Origin of the sequence: Burkholderia sp. BCC1972, from assembly GCF_905339605.1 — a bacterium.
In the GTDB taxonomy this organism is placed as follows: Bacteria; Pseudomonadota; Gammaproteobacteria; order Burkholderiales; family Burkholderiaceae; genus Burkholderia.
Map to the genome: position 1 here is coordinate 47,197 of NZ_CAJPGH010000010.1, position 25,138 is coordinate 72,334.

Annotated in this window: 13 protein-coding genes and 2 pseudogenes; 5 read left to right on the top strand and 10 right to left on the bottom strand. The window is 62.4% G+C overall.

Going from position 1 to position 25,138, the window contains the following annotated elements; genetic code table 11:
- The first annotated feature begins 357 nt into the window (after nucleotides 1-357).
- On the top strand, nucleotides 358-2,841 hold the full coding sequence (locus tag U5798_RS16295) for a family 20 glycosylhydrolase (RefSeq protein WP_322082652.1): 2,484 nt from the start codon (nucleotides 358-360) through the stop codon (nucleotides 2,839-2,841).
- 154 nt (nucleotides 2,842-2,995) lie between these two features.
- Here the strand turns inward: U5798_RS16295 and nagE are convergent, their stop codons facing one another.
- The 6 genes and pseudogenes from nagE to U5798_RS16325 all read right to left on the bottom strand — a co-directional run.
- Entirely contained in the window at nucleotides 2,996-4,765 is a 1,770-nt protein-coding gene (gene nagE, locus U5798_RS16300; RefSeq protein WP_124452101.1) for an N-acetylglucosamine-specific PTS transporter subunit IIBC, read from the bottom strand.
- Between the two features lie 87 nt (nucleotides 4,766-4,852).
- The gene (ptsP, locus tag U5798_RS16305; protein WP_322082653.1) at nucleotides 4,853-7,435 is read right to left on the bottom strand and encodes a phosphoenolpyruvate--protein phosphotransferase; all 2,583 of its coding nucleotides are present in this window, start codon (nucleotides 7,433-7,435) and stop codon (nucleotides 4,853-4,855) included.
- Nucleotides 7,436-7,450: 15 nt separating this feature from the next.
- Complete coding sequence (locus tag U5798_RS16310; protein ID WP_124452395.1) at nucleotides 7,451-8,467, bottom strand: SIS domain-containing protein; 1,017 nt, start codon at nucleotides 8,465-8,467, stop codon at nucleotides 7,451-7,453.
- The gene (gene nagA / locus U5798_RS16315; RefSeq protein ID WP_124452104.1) at nucleotides 8,460-9,563 is read right to left on the bottom strand and encodes an N-acetylglucosamine-6-phosphate deacetylase; all 1,104 of its coding nucleotides are present in this window, start codon (nucleotides 9,561-9,563) and stop codon (nucleotides 8,460-8,462) included. The genes U5798_RS16310 and nagA overlap by 8 nt, the downstream gene beginning before the upstream one ends.
- Before the next feature lie 93 nt (nucleotides 9,564-9,656).
- Nucleotides 9,657-10,391, bottom strand: coding sequence for a GntR family transcriptional regulator (locus U5798_RS16320; RefSeq protein WP_322082654.1), 735 nt, complete (start codon nucleotides 10,389-10,391; stop codon nucleotides 9,657-9,659).
- Between the two features lie 312 nt (nucleotides 10,392-10,703).
- Nucleotides 10,704-12,704 (bottom strand): annotated as a pseudogene (locus U5798_RS16325) (error-prone DNA polymerase); the annotation flags it as partial.
- 344 nt (nucleotides 12,705-13,048) lie between these two features.
- Here U5798_RS16325 and U5798_RS16330 point away from each other — a divergent pair.
- Nucleotides 13,049-13,960, top strand: coding sequence for a hypothetical protein (locus U5798_RS16330; RefSeq protein WP_322082655.1), 912 nt, complete (start codon nucleotides 13,049-13,051; stop codon nucleotides 13,958-13,960).
- 1 nt (nucleotide 13,961) lies between these two features.
- The gene (locus U5798_RS16335; protein WP_322082656.1) at nucleotides 13,962-15,299 is read left to right on the top strand and encodes a hypothetical protein; all 1,338 of its coding nucleotides are present in this window, start codon (nucleotides 13,962-13,964) and stop codon (nucleotides 15,297-15,299) included.
- Nucleotides 15,300-15,898: 599 nt separating this feature from the next.
- Here U5798_RS16335 and U5798_RS16340 read toward each other — a convergent pair.
- Nucleotides 15,899-16,852, bottom strand: coding sequence for a hypothetical protein (locus U5798_RS16340; RefSeq protein ID WP_322082657.1), 954 nt, complete (start codon nucleotides 16,850-16,852; stop codon nucleotides 15,899-15,901).
- An 883-nt stretch (nucleotides 16,853-17,735) separates the two neighbouring features.
- Here U5798_RS16340 and U5798_RS16345 point away from each other — a divergent pair.
- Nucleotides 17,736-18,617: an SMODS domain-containing nucleotidyltransferase gene (locus U5798_RS16345; RefSeq protein ID WP_322082658.1), complete on the top strand. Its 882-nt coding sequence runs from the start codon at nucleotides 17,736-17,738 to the stop codon at nucleotides 18,615-18,617.
- Nucleotides 18,595-19,182, top strand: coding sequence for an SLATT domain-containing protein (locus U5798_RS16350; protein ID WP_322082659.1), 588 nt, complete (start codon nucleotides 18,595-18,597; stop codon nucleotides 19,180-19,182). The genes U5798_RS16345 and U5798_RS16350 overlap by 23 nt, the downstream gene beginning before the upstream one ends.
- A gap of 111 nt (nucleotides 19,183-19,293) precedes the next feature.
- Here U5798_RS16350 and U5798_RS16355 read toward each other — a convergent pair whose 3' ends face one another.
- The 3 genes and pseudogenes from U5798_RS16355 to U5798_RS16365 all read right to left on the bottom strand — a co-directional run.
- Complete coding sequence (locus tag U5798_RS16355) at nucleotides 19,294-20,544, bottom strand: hypothetical protein (protein ID WP_322082660.1); 1,251 nt, start codon at nucleotides 20,542-20,544, stop codon at nucleotides 19,294-19,296.
- A 27-nt stretch (nucleotides 20,545-20,571) separates the two neighbouring features.
- Nucleotides 20,572-23,721, bottom strand: a complete 3,150-nt coding sequence (locus U5798_RS16360; RefSeq protein ID WP_322082661.1) for an error-prone DNA polymerase — start codon at nucleotides 23,719-23,721, stop codon at nucleotides 20,572-20,574.
- 201 nt (nucleotides 23,722-23,922) lie between these two features.
- Nucleotides 23,923-25,134, bottom strand: a pseudogene (locus U5798_RS16365) (PHP domain-containing protein); the annotation flags it as partial.
- Between the last annotated feature and the right edge of the window lie 4 nt (nucleotides 25,135-25,138).

The window sequence follows — 25,138 nt, forward strand, 5'->3', positions numbered from 1 at the left end:
GACATGCGAATCCCGTATGTGGCGCGCGCCTGCGCGCCGTGTCGACGTCCGCGCACCGCGGCGTCTGCCGTCGCGCTCATGCGCGGCCGGCCGCGTGCCGTCGGCTGCGGCTGCAGTTGCGTCCACACCGCGGCGATTGCCGCGCACCGACGATGATCATGCGCACACCACCCCGCCGATCCGATCGGCACGCGTGTCCGCCTCCCGTTCCGTAACGCACGCCTTTGCGTGCAGCGTGCGCGCGGTGCGGCCGTATCGCCCCGCGTGCCGGTATCTCCCGCAGCGCCACTGAAAGACCCGATCGCAGCGACGTCGCCCCACGACGCCGCTACGCCCCCTTTTTTGTGAGGAGTTCGAATGAAGCGCACCTTGCCATCCCTCATTGCCGGCCTGCTGATCGCGGTGCTGCCGCCCGCTGCGATCTCCGCGCAGCCGGCATCGCCCCCCGCCATCGCAATCGCCGGCACCGCGCAGTCGGGCGCATCGGCGGCCAGCCTTGCGACGCTGCTGTCGAACGGCCTCGCGTTGCGCGTGGCCGTCGACAACAACCATGCGGCCACGGCCGGCGTGCCGTGCGCCGATCTCGGCGCCGACGGCGCGGCCTGCGCGACGGGCCGCCTGATCCTGCAGAACCGCGGCCACCAGGCAATCGCCGACGGCGGCTGGAAGCTCTACCTGCACAGCATCCGCCGGCTGCTGCGAATCGACCGCCCGGGCTTCGCGCTGCGGCGGCTCACCGGCGACCTGTACGAACTGACGCCGCAGCCGGGCTCGGTGCGGCTCGCACCCGGCGAGCGCATCGAGCTGCCGTTCGTCGCCGAATACTGGCTGCTGCGTTACAGCGACGTGATTCCGCGCCCGTATGTCGTCGTCGACGGCGCGCCGCCGGCCGTGCTCCGCTACAACGACACCGACGACGAACTGCGCTACGTCGAATCGCTGCCGGCCGACGCGCAGAACAACTCGACCGGCAATGCGCCGCCCGTCGCCGCACGGCCCGACGCGAGCCGCGCGCTGCCGAGCGTGAAGCGCGAACAGCCGCTGCCCGGCACGCTCGACCTGCGCGGCGTCGAACTCGCGCTGCCGGACCTGCCGGACGCGCAGGTCGCGGCGCTGCGCGACCGCGCGACGACCCTCGGGCTCGACGGCGCGCGCGTGCCGGTGCGCGGCGCCGTCGCGCCGCGCCGGCTGCCGGCCGACATCGCGACGCCGGGCGGCTACCGGCTCGCGATCGGGCCGCGCGGCGTGCTGATCGAAGGCTACGACCGCGCGGGCCTCTACTACGGCGTGCAGACGCTCTACTCGCTCGCACCGGCCGGCGGCGGGCCGATCCCCGCGATGCTCGTCGAGGATGCACCGCGCTTCACTCATCGCGGGATGCACGTCGACCTCGCGCGCAACTTCAAGCACCCGGCGACGCTGCGCCGCCTGATCGACCAGATGAGCGCATACAAGCTCAACCGCCTGCACCTGCACCTGTCCGACGACGAAGGCTGGCGCATCGAGATTCCCGGCCTGCCCGAGCTGACCGAGATCGGCGCTCGCCGCTGCCACGACCCGAGCGAGACGCGCTGCCTGCTGCCGCAGCTCGGCTCGGGACCGGACAACCGTTCGGGCGGCGGCTACCTGACGCGTGACGACTACGTCGCGCTCGTGCGCTACGCGGCCGCACACTTCGTGCAGATCATTCCCGAGATCGACATGCCCGCGCATGCGCGTGCGGCCGTCGTGACGATGGAGGCGCGCTACCGGCGGCTGCATGCGGCCGGCCGCGAGCAGGAGGCGAACGCGTACCGGCTGCTCGATCCGCAGGACACGACGAACCTGACGACGGTGCAGTTCTACGACCGGCGCAGCGACCTGAACCCGTGCGTGCCGGGCGCGCTCAATTTCGCGTCGAAGGTGATCCGCGAGATCGCGGCGATGCACGCGGACGCGCAGGCGCCGCTGCACACCTGGCACTACGGCGGCGACGAAGCGAAGAACATCTTCCTCGGCGGGGGCTTCCAGCCGCTGAACGGCACCGATCCCAACAAGGGGCGCATCGACCTCGCCGCGCAGGACAAGCCGTGGGCGCGTTCGCCCGCGTGCACGGCGCTGCTCCAGCGCGGCGAGATCAAGTCGATCGACGAGCTGCCGACGCGCTTCGCGAAACAGGTGAGCGCGGCCGTCAACGCGAACGGGATCGACACGATGGCCGCGTGGCAGGACGGCATCAAGCATGCGAACGGGCCGCAGGACTTCAGCACGCGCCACGTGATGGTGTCGCTGTGGGACACGATCTTCTGGGGCGCGTCGGACAGCGCGCGCGACCTGAGCGGCAAGGGCTACCTGACGGTGCTCGCGCTGCCCGACTACCTGTACTTCGACTTCCCGTACACGCTCAACCCGCGCGAGCGCGGCTACTACTGGGGCTCGCACGCGACGGACGAGTACAAGGTGTTCTCGCTCGCGCCGGAGAACCTGCCGCAGAACGCCGAGGTGATGGGCGACCGTGACGGCAATCCGTTCGAGGTGACCGGCACGGGCCCCGCGCCGCGTATCGAAGGCATGCAGGGCCAGGCGTGGGGCGAGGTGATGCGCAACGACACCTTCCTCGAATACATGGCCTATCCGCGACTGCTCGCGCTCGCCGAGCGCGCGTGGCACCGGGCCGACTGGGAGCTGCCGTATGCGGCCGGCGTGCGCTTCAAGCGCGGCGACACGCATCACGTCGACACGGCCGCGCTGCAGCGCGACTGGGCCGGCTTCGCGACGCTGCTCACGCAACGCGAACTGCCGAAGCTCGACCGCGCCGGTGTCGGCTACCGGAAGCCGACCTTCACGCTGACGAATCCGTGATCGGCTGAACGCACGGACGACGCGCGAGGCGGGCGAACGCAGCGCGCCATCGCCCGCGCCAAGGAAAAACGGCTTGCGACGCGTACGTCGCAAGCCGTTTTCGTTTTACCGCCCGGCCGGACCCGCCGCGCGGATCCGGCCGGTGTTCATCGCATCAGGCCGGTTGCGCGGCCGCGCCACCGCTCGACGGCGGCAGGCGCGCGCCGAGCTGTTCGGCATAGCGTGCGGCCGCGTTGCCGCAGACGATGTGGAACGTGTCGAGCGACACCCATGCGACGTCGAGCGCAGCGAGGCGATCGCGATCGACCGCCGACGGATCGCGCACGACGACGCGCAGGCGCGTGGTCGCCACCGCGTCGAGCGATGCGACGTTGGTCGCACCGCCGAACACCGCGAGCCAGCGCGCCGGTTCCGGGTCGAGCGGGCCGGCGGCCGCGCCCGTGACGGGCTGCGCGGCGGCGGCCGTCGCGGTCGACGCGACACCGGTCGCGCCGCTGCCGATCGCGGCACGCATCTCGTCGGCGATGATGTCCGCTTCCGGCCCGATGATCACCTGCACGCTGTTGCCGCCGCGCTTGAGCACGCCGCGCGCGCCGATCGACTTCAGTTCCGGCTCCGAGACCTTCTCCGGATCGACGACGGTCAGGCGCAGGCGCGTCGTGCAGGCGTCGACGACCGACAGGTTGGCCGCACCGCCGAGTGCCGCGATGTAGCGTTGCGCGCGCGGTGCGGCGGCCGTCGCAGCGGCGCCGGCCGCCGGCGCGACGAAGCCGCCCGATGCATACGATTCGGCGGCCGCATCGGCCGATGCCGGCTCGCGGCCCGGCGTCGCCATGTTGAACTTGCGGATGAAGAAGCGGAACAGCCCGTAGTACGCGACGCCATACGCGATGCCGAGCGGAATCGCGATCCAGCCCTTCGTCGACAGCCCGTAGTTCAGCACGTAGTCGATCGCGCCGGCCGAGAACGTGAAGCCGAGCTTCACGCCGAGGATCTGGCAGATCGCGAGCGACAGCCCCGTCAGCACCGCATGGATCACGTACAGCACCGGTGCGAGGAACATGAAGCTGAATTCGATCGGCTCGGTCACGCCGGTCAGGAACGACGTCAGTGCCATCGAGAACAGCAGGCCGCCGACCATCGCGCGGCGTTCCTTCGGCGCCTCGTGCAGCATCGCGAGACACGCCGCCGGCAGGCCGAACATCATGATCGGGAAGAAGCCGGCCATGAAGGTGCCTGCAGTCGGGTCGCCCGCGAAGAAGCGGTGCAGGTCGCCGTGCACGATCTCGCCGCCGGCCGGCGGCGTGAAGTTGCCGAACACGAACCACGCGAGCGAGTTGATGATGTGGTGCAGGCCCGTGACGAGCAGCAGGCGGTTCAGGAAGCCGAACACGAACGCACCGATCGCGCCCGCCGTCGTCAGCCACTGGCCGGCCGCGTCGATCACATGCTGGACCGGCTGCCACACGTATCCGAACACGATGCCGAGTACCACGCACACCAGCCCCGTGATGATCGGCACGAACCGCTTGCCGCCGAAGAACGCGAGGTAGTCCGGCAGCTTGATGTCCTTGTAGCGGTTGTACAGCAGGCCCGCGACGACACCCGCGATGATCCCGGACAGCACGCCCATGTTCAGCTTGGGATCGATATCCTTCATGATCGCGGTTTCGATCAGGTAGCCGATCGCGCCCGCGAGCGCCGCCACGCCGTTGTTGTCCTTCGCGAAGCCGACCGCCACGCCGATCGCGAACAGCAGCGGCAGGTTGTCGAAGATCGCGCCGCCGGCGTCGGCGATCATCTTGATGTTGAACACGTCCGGCTGGCCGAGTCGCAGCAGGATGCCGGCGACCGGCAGTACCGCGATCGGCAGCATCAGTGCCCGGCCCAGGCCCTGTATTTTCAGAAACGGATTCCCGTTCATTCAGTCCTCCAATCCTTGTCTCGTCGTTGATCGTCGTTGAGCTGATGGCTTTCGTCGTAATACGGGTCGCGAACCTGCCGCCGACGTTCAGTCGAGCGGCCAGACCTCGCGACTTGCTGCCCTTACCGCCTGTGCCGAATCGAGCGCGAGCAGGTCCTGCGCGCGCTGACGGCACAACTGGTAATCGAGACGGCGCACACGCGCCTTGATGCCCGGCACCGATACGGGGTCGACCGACAGTTCGGTCACGCCGAGGCCCACCAGGATCGGCACCGCGAGCGGATCGCCGCCGAGGGCGCCGCACACGCCGACCCACTTGCCGTGCTTCGCGGCGCCGCGCACCGCGATGTCGACCAGGCGCAGCACGGCCGGATGCAGGCCGTCGGATTGCGCGGCCAGGTCGGCCTGGCAGCGGTCCATCGCGAGCGTGTACTGCGTCAGGTCGTTGGTGCCGATCGACAGGAAATCCGCGTGCTGCGCGAGCTGGTCGGCCAGCAGCGCGGCTGACGGTACCTCGATCATCACGCCGACCTCGATCGGCTCGGTGCGGCCCTGCGCACGCGCGAATTCGTCGATGCGCCTGCGCAGCCGCACGAGCTCGCCCGCGTCGGTGACCATCGGCAGCAGGATGCGCACCGCGCCGAACGGCTTCACCGCGAGCAGGCCCTGCAGCTGGTCGTCGAGCAGATCGGGGCGCACCTGCGCGAGGCGGATGCCGCGCAGGCCGAGCGCCGGGTTCGGTTCGGGCGGCAGCGTCAGGTAGTCGACTTCCTTGTCGGCGCCGACGTCGAGCGTGCGGATGATCGCGGTGCGACCCTGCAGCGCGTCGACGATCGACTGGTAGCTCTGCTGGTGTTCGACGACCGTCGGTGCGGCCTGGCGATGGATGAACATCAGCTCGGTGCGCAGCAGGCCGACCGCGTCGGCGCCGTTGTCGACCGCGGTGTTCGCGTCGTCGAGCGTCGCGATGTTCGCGGCAACCTCGATCGCGCGGCCGTCGACCGTCTCTGCTGCGACACCGGCCAGTTGCCGGTTCGCCTCGCGCACGCCGTCCAGGCGCTGGCGCTCGTGCCGCGCGCGTTCGACGTCGAGGGCGGTCGGCGCGTGTTCGAGCCGGCCCGCGCTCGCATCGACGACGACCTGCGTGCCGTCCGGAATCGCGTACAGCGCATCGCCGACCGCGACCAGCGCCGGAATGCCGAGCTGCCGCGCGATGATCGCCGCGTGCGACGTCGCGCCGCCGCGCGCCATCACGAGCGCGGTCACGCGCTGGCGATCGAGCGACGAAAGATCGGACGGCGTGAATTCCTCGGCCGCGAGCACGGCCTCGTCGGGCAGCGCACGCGCGGCGCCGTTCGTGTGGCCGAGCGCGCGCAGCACGCGCTTCTCGATGTCGCGCAGGTCGGCCGCGCGTTCGGCGAGCAGCGCGTCGTCGAGCTTCGACAGCGTGTCGATCTGCGTGCGGATCGTCGCGCGCCATGCAAAGCCCGCGCTCTTGCCGAGGCTGATCAGGTCGCGCGCCGCGTCAATCAGCGTCGGATCCTCGAGCAGCACGCGATGCACCGCGAAGATGCCCGCTTCGCCGACCGCGCCGCGCGCCGATGCGTTGCGCACCGTTTCGTCGAGTTCGGCATCGACCGCCTTCAGCGCCTGGTCGAGCTGGCGGCTTTCGGCGGCCGGTGTGCCGGCCGCCTGCTCGGGCGGCACGATTTCCGCATGGTCGAGACGCACCAGCGTGCCGACCGCGATGCCGGGCGCCGCGCACACGCCGGCGAGCGTGTTCGGATCGATGGGTGCGCCAGTGTTGCGTGCGATCGTCTGCGGCACGGGCGACGACATCCGCGCCGGCCGCTCCTCGACTTCGCCGTGCGCTTCGCGCAGCAGCTCGTGCTCGACCGCCTCGACGGCCTGTTGCGCGTGCGCGCCGCGGCCGACGAGTTCGACCGTCGCGCCTTCGCCAGCGCCCAGGCCGAGCAGGCCGACGACGCTCGCGATCGACGCCTTGCGGCCGTCGAACAACACGTCGACGGTCGCGTCGAACCCGCGCACGGCTTCACGCGCACGCGCGGCCGGCCGCGCATGCAGACCGCCCGGCTGCGCGAGCACGATCTCGCGGCGCACTTCGTTCATGGCCGCCGCGCCGGTTTGCGCCGCCTGCGCAGCGGCTGCGCCCTTGCCGCGCAGCGCGAGCAGCGGCGTCTCGCCGGCCGTCGCGAAACCGCTCGCGCGATCGACGACCTCGAACGCGTCGGAGTTCGCGATCGCGACCACCGACACGAGCGAATGCGCATTGCGCGCCACCGCGTCCTGGTCGAACTCGATCAGCAACGCGCCGGCTTCGACGCGAGCGCCGGCCTCGACGTGCGCGATGAAGCCCTGCCCGTTCAGCTCGACCGTGTCGATGCCGATGTGCAGCAGCACTTCCGCGCCTTGCGGCGTCGTGATCGTCACCGCATGGCCCGTGCGCGCGAGATGCGACACGACGCCCGCGCACGGCGCGACGAGTTTGCCCGCGAGCGGGTCGATGCCGATGCCGTCGCCGAACATCCCGCCGGAGAACACCGGATCGGGCACGTCGGCCAGCGCGACGATCGGCCCCGTCATGGGGCTAAGCAGGACGATCTGATCGTGGGTGGGGCTCTTCAACTGGGACTCCTCGGCGCGTCTCATCGGCTGTCTCGGCTATCAGTGCGTTTCGGTGACTTTGTTCAGGTGGCGCGGCGTGTCGGGATTGCGGCCGCGCGCGACGGCGAGATCGGCTGCCATCACGTAGAACGAAAGAATGGCGGCGATCGGGTCGAGCGCCGGATGGGCGGACTGCGCGAGCGGCAGCACGGTGCCCGATACGCCGGGCGTGCCGGCGGGCGCCGCGAGCAGCACGGCCGCGCCGCGGGCGCGCATGTCGTCGGCGAGCTGCAGCAGGCCGGCCTGCTCGGGGCCCGGCGGCGCGAACACGAGCAGCGGATAGTCGCGGTCGATCAGCTCCATCGGGCCGTGGCGGACTTCGGCGCTCGAGAACGCCTCGGCCTGGATGCCGGACGTTTCCTTCAGCTTCAGCGCGGCTTCCTGCGCGATCGCGAGGCCGAGGCCGCGGCCGATGACGATCATCCGCTCGACGCCCGCGAGCGCGGCGACGGCCTGCGACCAGTCGAGCCGGCCGGCCTGCGCGAGCACGTCGGGCAAGCCGCGCAATGCGGTGATCAGCGCGGCGTCGCGCTGCCAGTACGCGACGATCTGCGCGGACAGCGACAGCATCGCGATATAGCTCTTCGTCGCGGCGACCGACAGTTCGGGGCCGGCGAGCAGCGGCAGCTGGTGCTCGCATGCATCGGCGAGCGGCGACGGCAGCACGTTCACGGCGGCGACGGTGCGCGCGCCGGCTTCGCGCAGCGCGGCCATCGTGTTGACGAGATCGGGGCTCTTGCCCGACTGGGAGAACGCGATCGCGAGTTGATCCTGCACCTTCAGCGGCGCCTGCTGCAGCGTCGCGACCGACATCGGCAGCGACGCGACCGGCACGCCGAGGCGGCTCATCGTCAGGCTCGCGAAATAGCTCGCGGCGTGATCCGAGCTGCCGCGTGCGACCGTCAGCGCGACGGCCGGCGGGTGATCGAGCAATTGGCCGGCGAGCGCTTCGACGCGCGAGGTGTCGGCGATCTGCGCGGCGACGACCTGGGCGGACTCGCGCGCTTCCTTAAGCATATTCGACAATCGATTCTCCTTCGACGTAGGTCGCGGTGAGGTTCAGGTCGCGGTCGAACACCGCGAGGTCGGCCCATGCGCCGCGCTCGAGGCGGCCGCGATCGGCGACGCCGAGGTAGTCGGCCGCGTAGCGCGACATCCGGTTCGACACGTCGGCGATCGGCAGGCCGAGCGACACGAGGTTGCGCAGCGCCTGGTCCATCGTCAGCGTGCTGCCGGCGAGCGTGCCGTCGGCCAGCCGCACGCCGCCGAGGCACTTCGTCACGTGCTGGCTGCCGAGGCGGTATTCGCCGTCGGGCATGCCGGTGGCCGACGTGCTGTCGGTCACGACGTACAGGCGCGGAATCGCGCGCAGCGCGGCACGAATCGCGCCCGGGTGCACGTGCAGCAGGTCGGGGATGATTTCCGCGTATTCGGCGTGAGCAAGCGCCGCGCCCACCAGGCCCGGATTGCGGTGATGCAGCGGCGACATCGCGTTGAACAGGTGCGTGAAACCGCATGCGCCGTGCTTGAGCGCGGCGACCGCGTCGTCGTAGGTCGCGAGCGAGTGGCCGAGCTGCACGCGCACGCCGCGCGCGGCCATCTCGCCGATGATCTCGATGTGGCCCGCGATCTCCGGCGCGAGCGTGACGACGCGGATCGGCGCGATCGACAGGTACTTCAGCACTTCGTCGAGCACGGCCGATACGGCCGCGTCGGGCTGCGCGCCGAGCTTGCCGGGATTGATGTACGGCCCTTCGAGGTGCACGCCGAGCACGCGCGCGCCGCCCGGCGTACGCGTGCGCGCAACGGTGCCGAGGTTCGCGACGACCTGCATCAGCTCGTCGCGCGGCGCGGTCATCGTCGTCGCGAGCAGGCTCGTCGTGCCGAATTGCGCGTGCGTGCGGGCGATCGTCTCGATCGCGTCGCCGCCTTCCATCACGTCGGCGCCGCCGCCGCCGTGCACGTGCAGGTCGATGAAGCCGGGCAGGATGTACGGCGAGTCGTTCTTCGCGGGATCGACGGGCGTGCCGTCGAGCGTGGTGATGCGGCCGTTCTCGCTATCGAGCGAACCGTGAATCCAGCCGTCGGGGGTGAGGATGTTTCCAGTCAGCATGACGTTCTCTTGATGATCTGGTGACGCGGGCATCCGCGTCGTGATTTGCAAATTCGGTGCGATTCATTGCGCGCGATTGCGTTCCATCGCGCGTCAGCGTTTCAGTTCGGCGACGAAGTCGTAATAGTCGTCGCGGCAATACGTTTCAGTCACTTCGATCGCGCGCTGGTCGGCGCCGTAGCCGATTCGCGTGATCACCAGCAGCGCCGAGCCCGGCTTCACCGCCATCCATTTCGCGATCGCATGCGGCGCATTCGCCGCGCGAAAGTGCTGCAGCGCGCGCACGACGGTCATGCCGCGCGCGTCGAGGAATTCGTACAGCGACGCGCCGAGCGCCTGCGGATCGGGCACCACCGCGGCCGGCAGCGTCGAATGCTCGACGGCCATCACGATGCCGTCCGCGCGGCGCAGCCGTTCGAGCCGCGCCACCGACGCGCCTGGCGCGAGGCCGAGCCGCGTGATCTCGTCGCGGCTCGCGGTGCGCAGCGTGCGCGACAGCCACACCGAATCGGGCACGAAGCCGCGCTGCTGCATCTTCGCGGTGAAGCCGACGAGGCGCGACAGCGGATCGGCGACACGCGGCGTGATGAAACTGCCGGCCCCGCGCGCCCGCTTGATCAGCCCCTGCTCGACCAGCAGCGCCAGTGCGCGACGGGCCGTGATCCGCGACACGCCGACCGACACCGACAACAGCCGCTCCGACGGCAGCGCCTCGCCGGCCCGCCACGCGCCGCCGTGAATCGCGCTCGCCAGGTTGCGGGCGAGCTGCAGATAGAGCGGCGTGTCGTCGAGGGGATCGGGCGCCAGTTCGGACCAGCCGGTTTCCATGTGCCTCCGGGTGTCGGACGACGGCCTCGGGCCATCGAAAGTGAACGCATTATATAACCACCATAATACCAGTCAACGAACTGGTATTAGCGTCGCGAAAATCTCCGAAAGCCTTGCCCCGCAAGCGTTTTAGTACTGAGAAAACCTTTGTTTACAACGAAGTGCGGGATAGGGATTTACCCGGAGTGGTATGCAAGGGGACAGTTCCAGCGTGCGGTCCGGCCAGGTTTTGGGTGCGGATATGAGACCGGAATAGAACCAATTTGAGCAACTGGTATGCATCGGCTGCGGGTGTGCCGTGCGACTCGCGTGTCAGTGAAACTCGCGGCTCGACGTGCGCAGGCCGCCGAGCAGCGGCGTCAGATCCTCGAAATGCTGCACGACGAGGTGCCTCACGTCGCTCGCGACCTGCCACACGCCGGACGCCGCGAGCAGCCGCGAATCGAGGGTTTCGCGGCGCTGCCGTGCGAGCAGCTCGGGCCGGACGATCAGGTTCACGCAGCCCGTTTCGTCCTCGAGCGTCATGAACATCACGCCTTTCGCGGTGCCCGGCATCTGCCGCGCGGTCACGAGCCCGCACGCTCGCGCGAGCCGGCCGTCGGGCCGGTCGTGCAGTTCGGCCGCGGACGACAGCCGCCGCGCGCGCAGCGCGGGCCGCAGCAGCGCGACCGGGTGGCGGTTCAGCGTGAGGCCGGTGGTGTGATAGTCGGCGAGGATGTCGTCGGCTTCCGACGGCGCGCCGAGCGCGGGTTTCTCCGCTTCGTCGATCGGCGCGGCAGCGAGCAGGTCGCGCTCCGGCGCCGCGGCGACGGCCTGCCACAGCGCGTCGCGGCGATGGCCGGCGAGCGTCGCGAGCGCATTCGCGGCGGCGAGCGCTTCGAGGTCGCGGCGTTCGAGCTGCGCGCGGCGCGCGAGCGTGTCGACGCTGTCGAACGGGCCGGCGGCGCGTGCGGCTTCGATGCGGCGCGCGGCGGTTTCGCCGAGGCCGCGCACGAGCGACAGGCCGAGCCGCACGGCCGGCTGGCCGTGCGGCGGCAGCTGGCCGGGCAGCGCTTCGAGCGCGGCTTCCCAGTTGCTGTGCGTCACGTCGATCGGCAGGACCTGCACGCCGTGGCGCTTCGCGTCCTGCACGAGTTGCGACGGCGGGTAGAAACCCATCGGCTGGCTGTTCAGCAGCGCCGCGAGGAAGATCGCGGGTTCGTGGCACTTGAGCCAACTGCTCGCGTACGCGAGTTTCGCGAAGCTCGCCGCGTGGCTTTCGGGGAAACCGTAATCGCCGAAGCCCTTGATCTGCTCGAAGATCTGCTCGGCAAATTCAGGCGGATAGTCGCGCTCCCGCATCCCGTCGACGATCTTGCGGTGATACTGCTCGAGATTGCCCTTGCGCTTCCAGGCGGCCATCGCGCGACGCAGTTCATCAGCCTCGCCGGGTGTGAAGCCTGCCGCGATCATCGCGATCTGCATCACCTGCTCCTGGAAGATCGGCACGCCGTACGTACGTTCGAGTGCAGGCTTCAGGTCCTCCTTTGGATAACTGACCTTTTCGATGCCCTGGCGCCGCTTCAGGTAGGGATGCACGGCCCCGCCCTGGATCGGCCCCGGCCGCACGATCGCGACCTCGATCACCAGGTCGTAATAGGTACGGGGCCGCAGGCGCGGCAGCATCGACATCTGCGCGCGCGATTCGATCTGGAACACGCCGACCGTATCGGCGCGGCAGATCATGTCGTAGGTCGCTTCATCGTCCTGTGGAATGTGCTTCAGCGTGAACGGCTCGCCGTCCGGTTCCGGCGGCCCGCGCCACGCGGTGCGCATGTCGAATGCGCGATGCAGCGCCGACAGCATGCCGAGCGCGAGCACGTCGACCTTCATCAGCTTGAGCGATTCGAGATCGTCTTTATCCCACTGAATCACGCGACGCCCATCCATCGCCGCGTTTTCAACCGGCACGAGCCGCGTGAGCTTGCCGCGACTGATCACGAACCCGCCCGAATGCTGCGACAGGTGGCGCGGAAAGTTGAGGAGCCGCGCGGCGAGTCGGGCCCATGCCTGGATGAGCGGCGTCTGCGGATCGAGCCCGATCGTCCCGAATTGTTGCAGCAGATCGCGACTACCGTCGAACCAGCGGTGCCCCTTCGCGACACGATCGACCAGCATCGGATCGACACCGAGCGCCTTGCCGGTTTCGCGCAGCACACCGCGCGGACGGTAGGTCGATACAGCGGCCGCGAGTGCGGCACGGTCGTTCCCATATTTCTTGTAGATGTGCTGGATCACTTCTTCCCGGCGCTGATGCTCGAAGTCGACGTCGATATAGTACCTGTGTGCGCTCTACTGATTTTCGCGCATGCGGGCACAACCGAACCGCTCTGACACATAACGGTGGATGAGCGATATGCGGCTTCCGGCCAATAGTTCCCGCTCGCTCGTCGCTCAAACCCGCCACGCGAACGGCTTATTCACTATGTGGATGCAGCCCGCCCGATGCTCAATGCAGGAATCCCGACCGTCGTGACAAAAGCACCGAGGGTGACATACGACTAACCAGCTGAAACAATATTCCGATCAACTCTGATTTCGTCCCCGAAGGATTTCGCGACGGCATGCGCACATGGATTAGATCACTTGGCGAACATCCTTGACTTGCGAGAATCGTTGTGAAAGTATCCATCCAACAATACGGGTACCACACTTTCGGGGAAGGTATGGAGCACATCCGGCAGGTGCAATCGACCCACGTGTTCAGTCGCGCAGCTCCTGAAGCCGTGCTACTGCTTAATACGGACAACCTTCCCTATTTGGCAGATATCCGTCTCACCTTCTGGCTAGAATCCACATTCCCCTCAAGCAATCTGCAGACTAGTGAAATCTCAGACCTTCGCATCTATCTCGATGGCGAAGATATCTCCGCTGCTGTCGCGAGTGGATTGGCTGATGCCCTAAGAGCGAGTCCAACCGCGACGACTCAATACGCAGCAGCCCTCAACCGATGGCTGACGGTCTTTGACAGAGAAGCCCCACTTGCTGGCCTATCTCCCGAAATGGTGTCACAAACCAAGACCTTAGCATCGAAGTATCCCACTCTGGATTGGAGCACCTTCTTCAGCAAGTTGGCGACAAAGGGCTTTGGCTACCGTGGGGGACTACATCCTCTCCATTTCATTCATCGCGACATTGTCATTGCGCCACTGTCTTTACGCCAGATTCTGTTTCCAAATACAAAGGATGAGGAACGACCATTCAGCAAACTTCGCGACTCGCGACTTGTGTTTTCACACGGCCCATCGAGATTCTATTCCAGCTCCTGGAGTCCCGTTGATTTGCAGTATGAAGGTCTGCTGACCGCCTCTGCTGCGTCGGTATTTGACGATGCTTGGGAAGAAGAAATGCGTGAGCGCATGCTCCAGCTAGCGTCTAAAATGGCTGACATATCCGACCAAGTGACAGAACTCCGGAAAATGTATTCGGACTTTGAAAAGCGTGCGACGGAATTCAAGGCGATATCTGATGGTATAGACTCCTCATTGCAAGAACTGATTACCTGCCGAGACCAGCCCCAAGGGGGATAACGTGCAAACTCGTGAAGAGCGCCGTTACAACACCTTCAGATTAACGGTCGATGCACTGATGTTCGACCTTGAGCAGCGCTCGGCACTCGTTCAACGTTCGCTGGCTGCTACGATAACGGCGGCAAGTTGCGTTCCGGAGTTGTTGACCCCAGTTGAGAAGAATCCGCTGCTGGCAAAGCGGGCGGCCGTTCGCAAGTATCTTTGGCCGCTGATTGCCGGTAGTCACACTCTCGAAATATGCTTGGACGTGCGACATCCGAGCCTCTTTCAAAAGCTGCGTGAAAGTCTAAGTAACCTCGCGGGAAGCAATGTAGCGCTTCTGGAGTCAACCATTGCGACTAGCAGTGGAGATCTACCCCATGCCGGCTTACGGGTCGACGAGGTCATCTTCTCGCAGAAGCTGTTTGTGAGGTACCCGCAGCCCTCCCAGGCCAACGCCAGCGCTACTCCCTCATCAGCGGCGGGCGCGGCAGATGAACAAGGTGTCGAACTGTTAGTGCACCAATCGTTTTTCATAAAACTTCCTCGCGACACATCGAAGAAGCCCGCTGTAGAAGCACTTTCAACCCCCATCGTCGTCACCAACTCCCCTGACGGCGAATTGCTAGTGCCTGCATTGGAGTCGAAACTCGTCAGCAGCATATTTGCCGGCGAGATACAGGGAAACATTCCAGTGGATCTCCCGAAGGAACTCTCGACACTGGGCCTCAGTCTACACGCGGTGCGTCTTCAAGGCGGCCTTGGCCGACTCTACTACTCCAATCGCAACAGAACCCCCGTCGGGCATGACGCCCCTGCCCCTGCGGTGAAGGAGCAAATTTCTATCAAGTTGACCGCCCAGCTTCTTGTTGACGTGTTTCGACCAAAAGTAATTGCTGCTTTGACCAGCTCTGGAGTTTCACTCGAAAGTTTGGCGATTCTGCCTAACGTTGCGTCGCAGGTCCTCGTCGCGATGATTGTAGGAAGCCAGCGTGAATCCAGCTACGTTGGCATGGTCAAGTTCTGGGGAAAGGGCGCAGCAAGAGTAAAGCAAGTGATGAAAGCAGCTGCAGAGTTCGGCAACATTAGGATGCGGTCCGTCGGCTCGCCTGCGACGGTAGGCGAGCCGTGGGTCATGGAAGCTGGAGCCCACCTCGATACAGGAATTGGCGGAGGCGTTGGCGTCTCGTTGCCCGACGAGGCAGTTGATATTCTGTACAAGTTGGCGAAATCGGTCGGCCTGAGGCTACCTGTTTCATTGCCAAACTCAACGTTTGCCGAATCCATTACGATGTCGCCATTTGGGGTGGTGGAGGTGCAAGTTCGTGATACCGACATCATTTTGACGCTAGAGAATTAGAGAAATGACGGGTCGCGACGAACCTTAGTTATTGGGAGTGCGTACCGAGACGAACAGATGTCGAAATCCCAAATGAGTGACTAGGCCTACGAAAAACAACGACTGGGGGCTACCGGCCCCTTGTGCTACGGCGATCATTAGGCAGATGCCGGCGGTGAAGGACAAAAGTGCTTCCATCTTCTGCAACTCCACCCGGGCGCGTAACCCTGAAAACATTCGAAGTTTCGTAGGATCGGACGTCCATCCACAGCATCCCAGCCGATAACAACCTTGCTTGGCACAACCATAGCTAAGCAAGAGGAGCGCCCCGGCGCATCCTAAATATCTGTCCGAAAGGTATTTCGCAAAACCCAGCTGAATTATCAAACTTACGACGATGAAAAGGTGCATTGAGCCGTCCCAGGTCCTGAGTTGAGGTAGTTGGGAGTGGTTCCTGGAAAAGGCTAACCAGCTTATGGCCCCGGGCATTCCACCAAAAAATATAGCTGCCAGTTGCAGCATAACGGTTACCGTCGTGATTACAGGACGACCGTCATGGTAAATTTGAACCCCAGCGCTTGCGAGAGCAGCAATAGCAATCAAGAACCTGCGCCCGTATGTCACTTCTTGGGAGGCGTACATACGTCTTTGTACTTCGTATTCATCGCTTGGCTTGCGGCCTCCATAGAACGGAAGCCGCCCGCAACTACTGCGTACTCATTCATGGGCGGAGGATTGCTTGGCTTCACTTCTAAGATCGAGCACGTTCCTGAGGTAGGAGGAACGACCCGTCTAACGATTGAATAGGTTGTGTTCACCTGGTCATCGGAGCCGACGCCTCCATTTCCGTCCGTACAAATCCCGTTGCAACATACCGAAGTGTTCGCGGCCAACAGCATTACAGCCTCCGCGGTCGATAACTTGTCCGTTGACGCAAGCGTGACCCGTGCGAGTGCTGAATGTCCAGTGAAGAGTTGCATCTCCAATAGACCAGTGTTCACTGAGTTCGAGAGCACAATCCGTGTTCCATCCGCTTTGAACGAGAGTGCTTTTACCCGTAAGGACTTGGGCATAAAGAGATCTTGTGGGATATTCCAGATGACTACCTGTGCCAACTGGTCATCATTCCCTTCAAAGTCGAATCGAATTTCTTCCGCGGATGTTACGTATTTCGCAGAAAGTCGCGTAGGAAGAATGACAGACACCGCCCCGATGGCGTCGTCCTTGAAGTCTAAGGAATCGTACTTCCCCTCTGCCACTGCGATACCCGACGCAAAAGCGACGTCACTACGTTTGGCTAGGCGCTGAAAGGCATCTGGCGTAGTTGGATTGAGCGGAAAGTACCACATCACCGAGGCGACGGGAAGGCTACCGCCCGCCTTGGCAGAATCTTGCAGCAAGTCAAAAAAACTGCGAATCCCAGAAGTATAGTTGGTTGCGTTGATGCGCCATACTCGATTGCCGTCTGCTCGGGCAGATAGACCTAGAAGCCCCGAAACGGCGTACACGAAGAGCGAAGTTATCGGCAACCCGAGGAAGGTCCGGCGGCGCAAAGGGAACCCCATCACTTTCATTTACCCCTCCCCGAAGGTTTCGGCGTTTTCATGCACTATAGCCTTAGACTGGGGAATTTTCACCATCCGTAGATCGTATTAGTTATGTCACCGCTACGGCAGTACATATGTCACAACGCCCTACTGGTTGAGAATCGCCGGTGTCGTTATGCGACCTGCACTTGCACGCTGAAGCACGTGAGCACCTAGCACACGCTATCACATCGGAAACGACCGACTTGGAATACATACTTCAATATGTTCGTTGCCATGCTCGGATTTTCAACATTCGATGATGCACGGAAGATGCTGGTGCGGAGTTCCGAACGTTCCACCAACAGCTTACGCTACGCACTATCCGGCAACCGATCTGGACGCCAAGACCAGGTTGCACATCGACATTCTTAGGCAGGATAACGAGAGGCTTGCGCGGGAAAACAAGAGATTAGCGCGGCTGCTCGAGCGAGAATCCCTGCGGTGCCCTTTTTCGTTGACCGAGGCATTTAGCCATGCTCCCACGGAAGAGCTAGGACTGGATATCAAGCCGTCCGGGGAGCGTCGTGACGTCCCTCCATGCCTGCTGGACGCCTTGGAAGTTGTGTTTAACAAGCAGCCTCCACTAATCCAAATCCAGCGACGAGGACAGTCAACCCGACTCTCGTGTGAAGCAGACGGAATTGTTCAGACGTTACTCACCCCCAGCTCAATGGGCCGAGACACTCCAATGGGTCCAGACCGAACGAGACAAGGGGTAGGGACACGTCCCCGCTAGCTCGACCACGGGTTTCCGGACCACGCCGTCTTACCCCCTTGCCAGCTTTCGTGAATGTACGCGGTCGCTACATCCAGAGGTTGCAGAGCTATAATCGTTTTCGCTCTGCGAGAACTAAGAACAAGGAGGCGTATGGGCGAGGGGGAATGGTTTGCCACCTTCTGCAGCAACCTGCGGATCGGTCGAGAGAAACGCGAATCAATCGCGTATAGAACTGCGCGCATCATCACTCAATTGAATAGTGACCTTCGTGGTCTTACGTCAGGTAACGCAAACCGCTTCTACGCCGGATCATATGGCCGAAACACTGCAATTCCCAGCGTCAGTGATGTGGATCTCGTGTACGAACTTCCGGCCACACTATATCAACGGTTCAACAACCATGTTGGTAATGGTCAATCTGCATTGCTGAGTTTGATCAAAAACTCCATCCGGAACACGTATCGCGTCACTGATATGGTTGGAGACGGCCAAGTCGTCGTGATCAGGTTCGATGATGGTACCCGGTTCGACGTCTTGCCCGCCTTTCTAAATGTCGACGGTTACTACACCTTCGCAGACTCGAACAACGGTGGAAGTTGGAGGGCATGCAAACCCAAGCAAGAGATGGAAGCATTCTCGTTACGTGACGGAACGTGTAACGGCAACCTCATAGAATTAGGCAGGATGACGCGGGCTTGGCGTGATTGCAACAACGTTGGGATAAGCGGCATGCTAATCGACACTCTGGCCTACCAGTTTCTCGCGACGTGGGTGTATCGCGACAAGTCGTATGTCTATTATGACTATATGACTCGGGACTTCTTCCACTTTCTCGCAAACCTCAACATCAACCAAGGATACTGGTTGGCCCCCGGAAGCAACTCCTACGTTTCACGTGGGCTAGTGTTCCAGCACAAGGCGCGTTCGGCCGAGCTGCGCGCGCTCGAAGCTATCACTCATCAGCTTCGTGGTGAGAATTGGTCTGCTCGAAAGAAATATAGGGAAATATATGGAACAGCTTTCCCAGCATAGCGCGAACGTGGGCCTGCCCGAGGCAACGCTTGATGGTCAGGTACGCGAGATGTATGGGCGTGTCGCGTACACCCACAAGACCCATGAGAAGATGGCGGATCGATATACCACTCGACATCGTATCTTCAAGTCGGTTGAAATTCTGCTCTCGGCAATCACTACCACCAGCCTACTTTTGGCCGTTTTTGGCGACACCCATTCTGGCACGGTGGTTGGTGCAGTATGTTCAACGATACTGCTAGGTGTTACGCTGTACTTTAAGGAAGCCAGCCTCGCAGAAAAGATTCAAAAGCATAACGAAGTTGCGTCGAAACTTTGGGCCGTTCGCGAGGCATTGCTATCACTTCTGGTGGACCTGAAGGATGGACGCGAACTCGCCGAAGTCAGGCAGGAGCGTGATCGGTTCAACGCAGCACTCGAGGCAATTTACGGCGTTGCACCCCGGACAGATGCGGCGGCTTATCTGGCTGCACAGAAAGCGCTCAAGGATGCCGAGGAGTTGTTCTTTACCGATGAAGAACTTGATCGAATGCTTCCTCGACAACTGCGCAAATCCGATTCTTGACGAACAATACTTGCTCCAGAACGATGGACGATATTGTGCTTGCCTAGCAGACGGGCTTCGTACCATGCCATGCGCAGTTGCTCAACGAACGTACAGTCTGCGTACGGCAGCCTAGCCCGACAGTACATGGTAGGCGTCGGGTGACGAGGGGTTGATTGGATACTTCCGCATGTAGTCCATCAAACTGTATTGCTCAATGAGATGCTCACCATAGTCGACGGTAAACACCAGTGGCAAGTCAATTGGAGGTTGAGGTAGGCCGTGGCCAAGCGCCACGACTTCGACTTGGGACCCATACAACCGTGTCGCCAATCCGACGCCGCATGTTTGTCCGTGCCATGGATGAGCTGAGATCAAAAAGCCATGATGCGTGTTAGGCAACCCTGAAAAGAACATTCGAAAAGGGGCCTTTGCTTCGTCCATGTAGGGCGGAATAGATGGCTCACCTGTCTTGATCGCTTTCTTGATGTTCTGGAACGCTGGGTGCCCGACATAGTCTGCCCCCAAGAGATGCCCCAGAATATTAAGTCCAGTCTTGGCGAGTACTCGAGCGGTCACATCGAGTTGAAATGAGAAGCCTATGTTGACGAGAGGATTCCGGAGATCGCTTTCCACAAGCGTCGCTAGATCAAGCCCCTCGACGACCTTTCGGAATGCGGTCAGAGCTTTGTCGAGCGGCAGGTCGTTCCTAAGACGCAATACTACTTGTCCGTTAGGACGCCGGAAGAGTCTGCTGTTGGACGTGAATTTTCCGTGCTCATTTGGCTCGATGGGAAAGTGCAGAAAGCTGGCGGCCGGTAACTCGTCTGCGGCAATTTGACTATGTTCTATGTAACTCCCGTCTTCCCACACAAATGCTGTGATCTTGAACTTGCGTGTTGACGTCCCGCCGAGCTTGGACGCACATGATATCGATGCCCCCAATCCCTCCTGAACCTGGGAAATGAACCGATCGAACTCCTCTTTTTTCGAGCCTGTCACACTGCACTGATGCTCATCAACGAGAATCATCTGCGGAAGAATTGTCGCTTTACCTTGGTAGCCTATTTCTGCCTCGGCTGTATAGCCTTCCGGCGTAACTACGACCTTCGTTCCTGCCCCTAGTTTCGGCGGGTTTTCCTTACTACCGCGCTTTCGCCCCTGCGCCTGCATAAAAATTCGGCCGATCGCCGTCGGAGAGTTCCGCAACCACTCAAGTTCGAGTGGTGAGAAGACGGTTGTGTTGCACGTCTTGCAAACCATGTTGCGAAGAAGATATCGCTTGTCGTCAGCGCCTAATCCCGCGGGAATCATATGCTCGGCACTGAATGGCCCAAGGCTCGAACAGTAAATGCATCTGCTCTCGATGCTTTGTGTCGACATCGTGTTCTCCTCCTCGTTGATTTCTCTCTAGTGAAAATTACGACTGACCGTCGGCAACTCGCCTAGAAGATGGGAGAGATCCACCAGACGCTTGGCAACCAGATGTTGCACCCCGTCAACACTTTGCCAAACGCCCAACGCCGCTAACAGCCTAGCACCAAGGACTTCCTTACGCTGCATCTCTATCAACTTCGGCCAGATAATAACGTTCACGTTTCCGGTTTCGTCCTCAAGCGTGACGAAGATTACGCCCTTCGCGGTTCCCGGCCGCTGTCGTACGGTGACCAACCCACATGCACGCGCAAGCCTTCCGTTTGGGTAGGTGTTTAACGTAGCGGCCGGCATGAGCTTCTTCGCATGTAGCATCGGACGCAGCAACGCTAGGGGGTGTCGTCGCAGCGTCAGCCCCATAGACTGGTAGTCACTCTGTATCTCGTCCCCTTCGGATGCCCATCCGAGATCAGGTGTTTCATCAACCACATTTGCTGAAGCAAGCAGATCCTTGTCCGGAGCAGCGACAACGGATTCCCACAGCGCACTTCGACGACCGCCAGCCAGCGACGCAAGCGCATCGGATCGAGCCAGAACATGCAAATCATGTCGATCCAACTGAGCCCGCCGAGCCAGATCTATCGTTGACGAAAATAGCTCAACGGCTCGGGCCATTTCAATGCGATCAGCCGCCTCCGCTCGCATCCCGTGCAGAAGAGAGAGACCAAGCCGAACAACGGGACGACAGCCCACTTCTGGATATTCCAGAGACGACTCCCAGTTGCTGATCGCGACGTCTGCAGGCAAGACCGTAACCCCATGACGTTTCGCATCTTGGATAAGCTGTGAGGGCGAGTAGAACCCCATTGGCTGGCTATTCAGTAACGATACAAGGAACGCCTCTGGTTCGTGACATTTCAACCAGCTGCTGACATAGACAAGCAACGCAAAGCTTGCCGCATGGCTTTCCGGGAAACCATAGTCGGCAAACCCCTTTATCTGAGCAAAGATCGCTTCGGCAAATTCCCTTTCGTAGCCTCGTATCAACATGCCACTCACCAGGCGATCGTGATATGGCTCCAGCCCGCCTTTGCGCTTCCAGGCTGCCATCGCGCGCCGTAGTCCGTCGGCCTCCCCGGGAGAAAAACCGGCCGCGAGAATTGCGACCTGCATCACTTGCTCCTGGAAGATCGGCACGCCGAGCGTTCGAGCTAGTGCTGTTTCCAGATCCTTGCTCGGATAGCTAACCGGATCTATTCCTTGACGTCGCTTCAAATACGGATGGACAGCACCTCCTTGAATCGGACCAGGACGCACGATCGCCACCTCAATTACGAGGTCGTAGAACGTCCGTGGCTTCAATCGTGGCAACATCGACTGTTGCGCTCTCGACTCGATCTGAAATACGCCAACCGTATCCGCGTTCGAGATCATGTCGTACGTCTCCGAATCCTCTGACGGGATATTCTGCATCTCAAACGGTTCACCACGGTGCAAGGATATGAGATCAAGCGCCCGACGAATGACGCTCAGCATTCCCAACGCCAACACATCCACTTTGAGCAACCCGAGCGACTCAAGGTCATCCTTATCCCACTGAATCACGCTACGGTCCTGCATTGCTGCGTTCTCGATCGGCACAAGGCGTGACAACTTTCCTCGACTGATGACAAAGCCACCGGAGTGCTGGGAAAGGTGTCGAGGAAAACCACACAGCTGCGCAGCAAGCGATGCCCACGTTTGAATGATGGGTGCTGATGGATCAAGCCCTGACTCCGAGAATCGCTCGAGTAAGTCTGCCGTACCGTCGAACCAGTGATGTGCCTTGGCAACTCGATCGACAATCTGCGCATCAACACCGACTGCCTTCCCTACGTCCCGAAGCACACCTCGTGCACGGTAAGTCGATACCGCGGCAGCGATAGCTGCGCGGTCACGTCCATACTTTCGATAGATGTATTGCATAACGATTTCTCTCTTTTGATGCTCGAAATCGACATCTATGTCCGGTGGACTATTGCGTTCCCGGCTGATGAACCGTTCGAACAGCATCGTCGATCGCGCAGGATCCACCTCCGTTATGCCAAGGCAATAACAGACCGCGGAATTGGCTGCTGACCCGCGGCCCTGACAGAGAATTCCTTCGCTACGTGCGAATTTGACGATGTCGTACACCGTCAAAAAATATGGCTCGTAGCTCAATTCCGTGATGAGCTCTAGCTCATGTTCGAGCTGCGCCTGCACGTTGAGAGGGATGCCGTTCGAGAAGCGACGATGCGCTCCACTGTATGTTTCTTGTCGTAGATATTCGGTTGGTGTGAGCCCAGCCGGCACTAGTTCATCGGGGTACTCGTAACGCAACTCATCGAGCGAGAACCCGCAACGTGAAAGAATCGCGACCGTCTCGTTTAACGCGTTTGGATGATGGAGATGCGCCAAGCGCATCCTCGACCGCAGATGCTGCTCGGCATTCGGTGCAAGCTCATAGCCGCATTCTGCGACGGGCTTACCTATACGGATCGCCGTCATTGTGTCCTGGAGCGGCTTCCTGGAACGGACATGCATGGTTACATGCCCGACCGCAACGACTGGGACACCGTTGCCATACGCTATGTGCTCGACAACACCAGCATGGGGATTGTCCATTGCGCGCTGATGCAGACATAGGCCGACCCATGCACGCCCTGGGAACGTCTCCAACAGCCACTCAACTTGAGCGTCCAGCGCTTCCGGTTTCGCGGGGAACTTGGGAATCAGGATCGCGAGGCACCCTGGCATGCCTCTCAGATGGGCATGCGCCTTCTCCGGTTTCAAGAGATCCTGTGGCGTGAGGCGATATCCACCTTTGGGTGATCGCATGCGTGCCAGCGTAATGAGCTCGGACAGATTGCCATACCCTTCGCGGTTCTGGGCCAGCAAGATTAGGTCAAGGGCAGGAGACGAATCGGCCTGAGTCAGCTTGAAGTACGAACCGATGACCAACGGAAAATTTAGGTCCTTGGCCGCTACATGCGCCCGTACAACCCCCGCCAAAGAGCATTCGTCCGTGATGGCAATCCCGGAGTAACCCAGCTGAGCGGCTCGCTTGACCAACTCCTCCGCATGCGAAGCCCCCTCCAAGAAGGTGAAGTTCGATAAGCAGAAGAGTTCGGCATATGCCGGCAACGAGAGAGGCAATGTGTTCATGAGATGTACAACCGATGCAGAACATTTCCATCGAACAAGGCATCCGGGCGCATCGTGTGGCCGACGCCCTGGAAAACGGTGCTCTTTCGCGCTATCCCGATTGATTCCGTATATCTACCGATTCATCTAAGGGGGTGAAGTACCGAGACAAAAGGCTGACAGGCAAACGCGCCGCTCATCGGTAGAAAACAGGGTTCTATATACGTCGATATCGGGCGGCTCGCCCCGCTCCGCGCTGATGAAGCGTTCGAACAGCATCGTGCTCTGCTCGGGATTCACCTCGGTGATGCCGAGGCAGAAGCAAACGACCGAGTTCGCCGCCGAGCCTCGCCCCTGGCACAGGATGTTCTGGCTGCGCGCGTATTTGACGATGTCGTAGACGGTCAGGAAGAACGGTTCGTAGCTCAGCCGCGCGATCAGGTCGAGTTCATGGCGGATCTGCTTCTCGACTTTCTCCGGGATACCCTGCGGATAGCGCTCGGCCGCGCCTGCCAGGGTTTCCTGCTCCAGATAACTCGTCGGCGTATGCCCCTTCGGCACGATCTCGTCGGGATACTCGTAGCGCAGCGAGTCGAGTTCGAAATCGCACGTATCGAGAATCGTGCAGGTCTCCTCGATCTCCGCCGGCGAATACAGATTCCCGATCCGGTTCCGCGCGCGCAGATGCTGTTCCGCATTCGGCGCCAGCGCATAGCCGCACGCCGAAACCGGCATGCCGACGCGGATTGCCGTCATCACGTCCTGCAGCTCCTTGCACGAGCGCCGGTGCATCGTCACGTCGCCGAGCGCAACGACACGCACGCCGCGCCGCTCGGCCGCAGCGCGAATCTCCTCGCGCTGCGCGCCGTCCAGCGCACGCTGCAACTGCACGAGCCCGAGCCGCGCACGCTCGCCGAACGTCGCGCGAAACCACGCGACCTGCGCATCGAGCACGTCGGCCCGCACCGGGTACGCGGGCACGAGAATAGCGAAACAGTCGGGCATGCCGCGCAAGTGCGCAAACTCCGCAGGCGGTGCCGACAGCATCCGCGACGTCAGCTTGTAAGTCCCCTTCGGAGACGCCATCCGCCGCCACGAAATCAGTTCGGACAGGTTGCCGTACCCCTCGCGGTTCTGCGCGAGCAACACGAGCCCGAACGCACCGGGGCCCGGGTCGTGGCCGGGCGCGACGTCATCCGGCGTGACTTCGAAGTACGAACCGATGACGAGCGGCAGCCCTTTCGCCTTCGCCGCGACATGCATCCGCGGCGCGCCGGCGAGCGAGCATTCGTCGGTGATCGCGATGCCGCGATAGCCGAGTTCCACCGCACGTTCGACCAGTTCGTCCGCATGCGACGCGCCATGCAGGAACGAAAAGTTCGAACGGCAGAACAACTCCGCGTAATCGGGCAGCCAGCTGAATTCCGCCACCATCTCC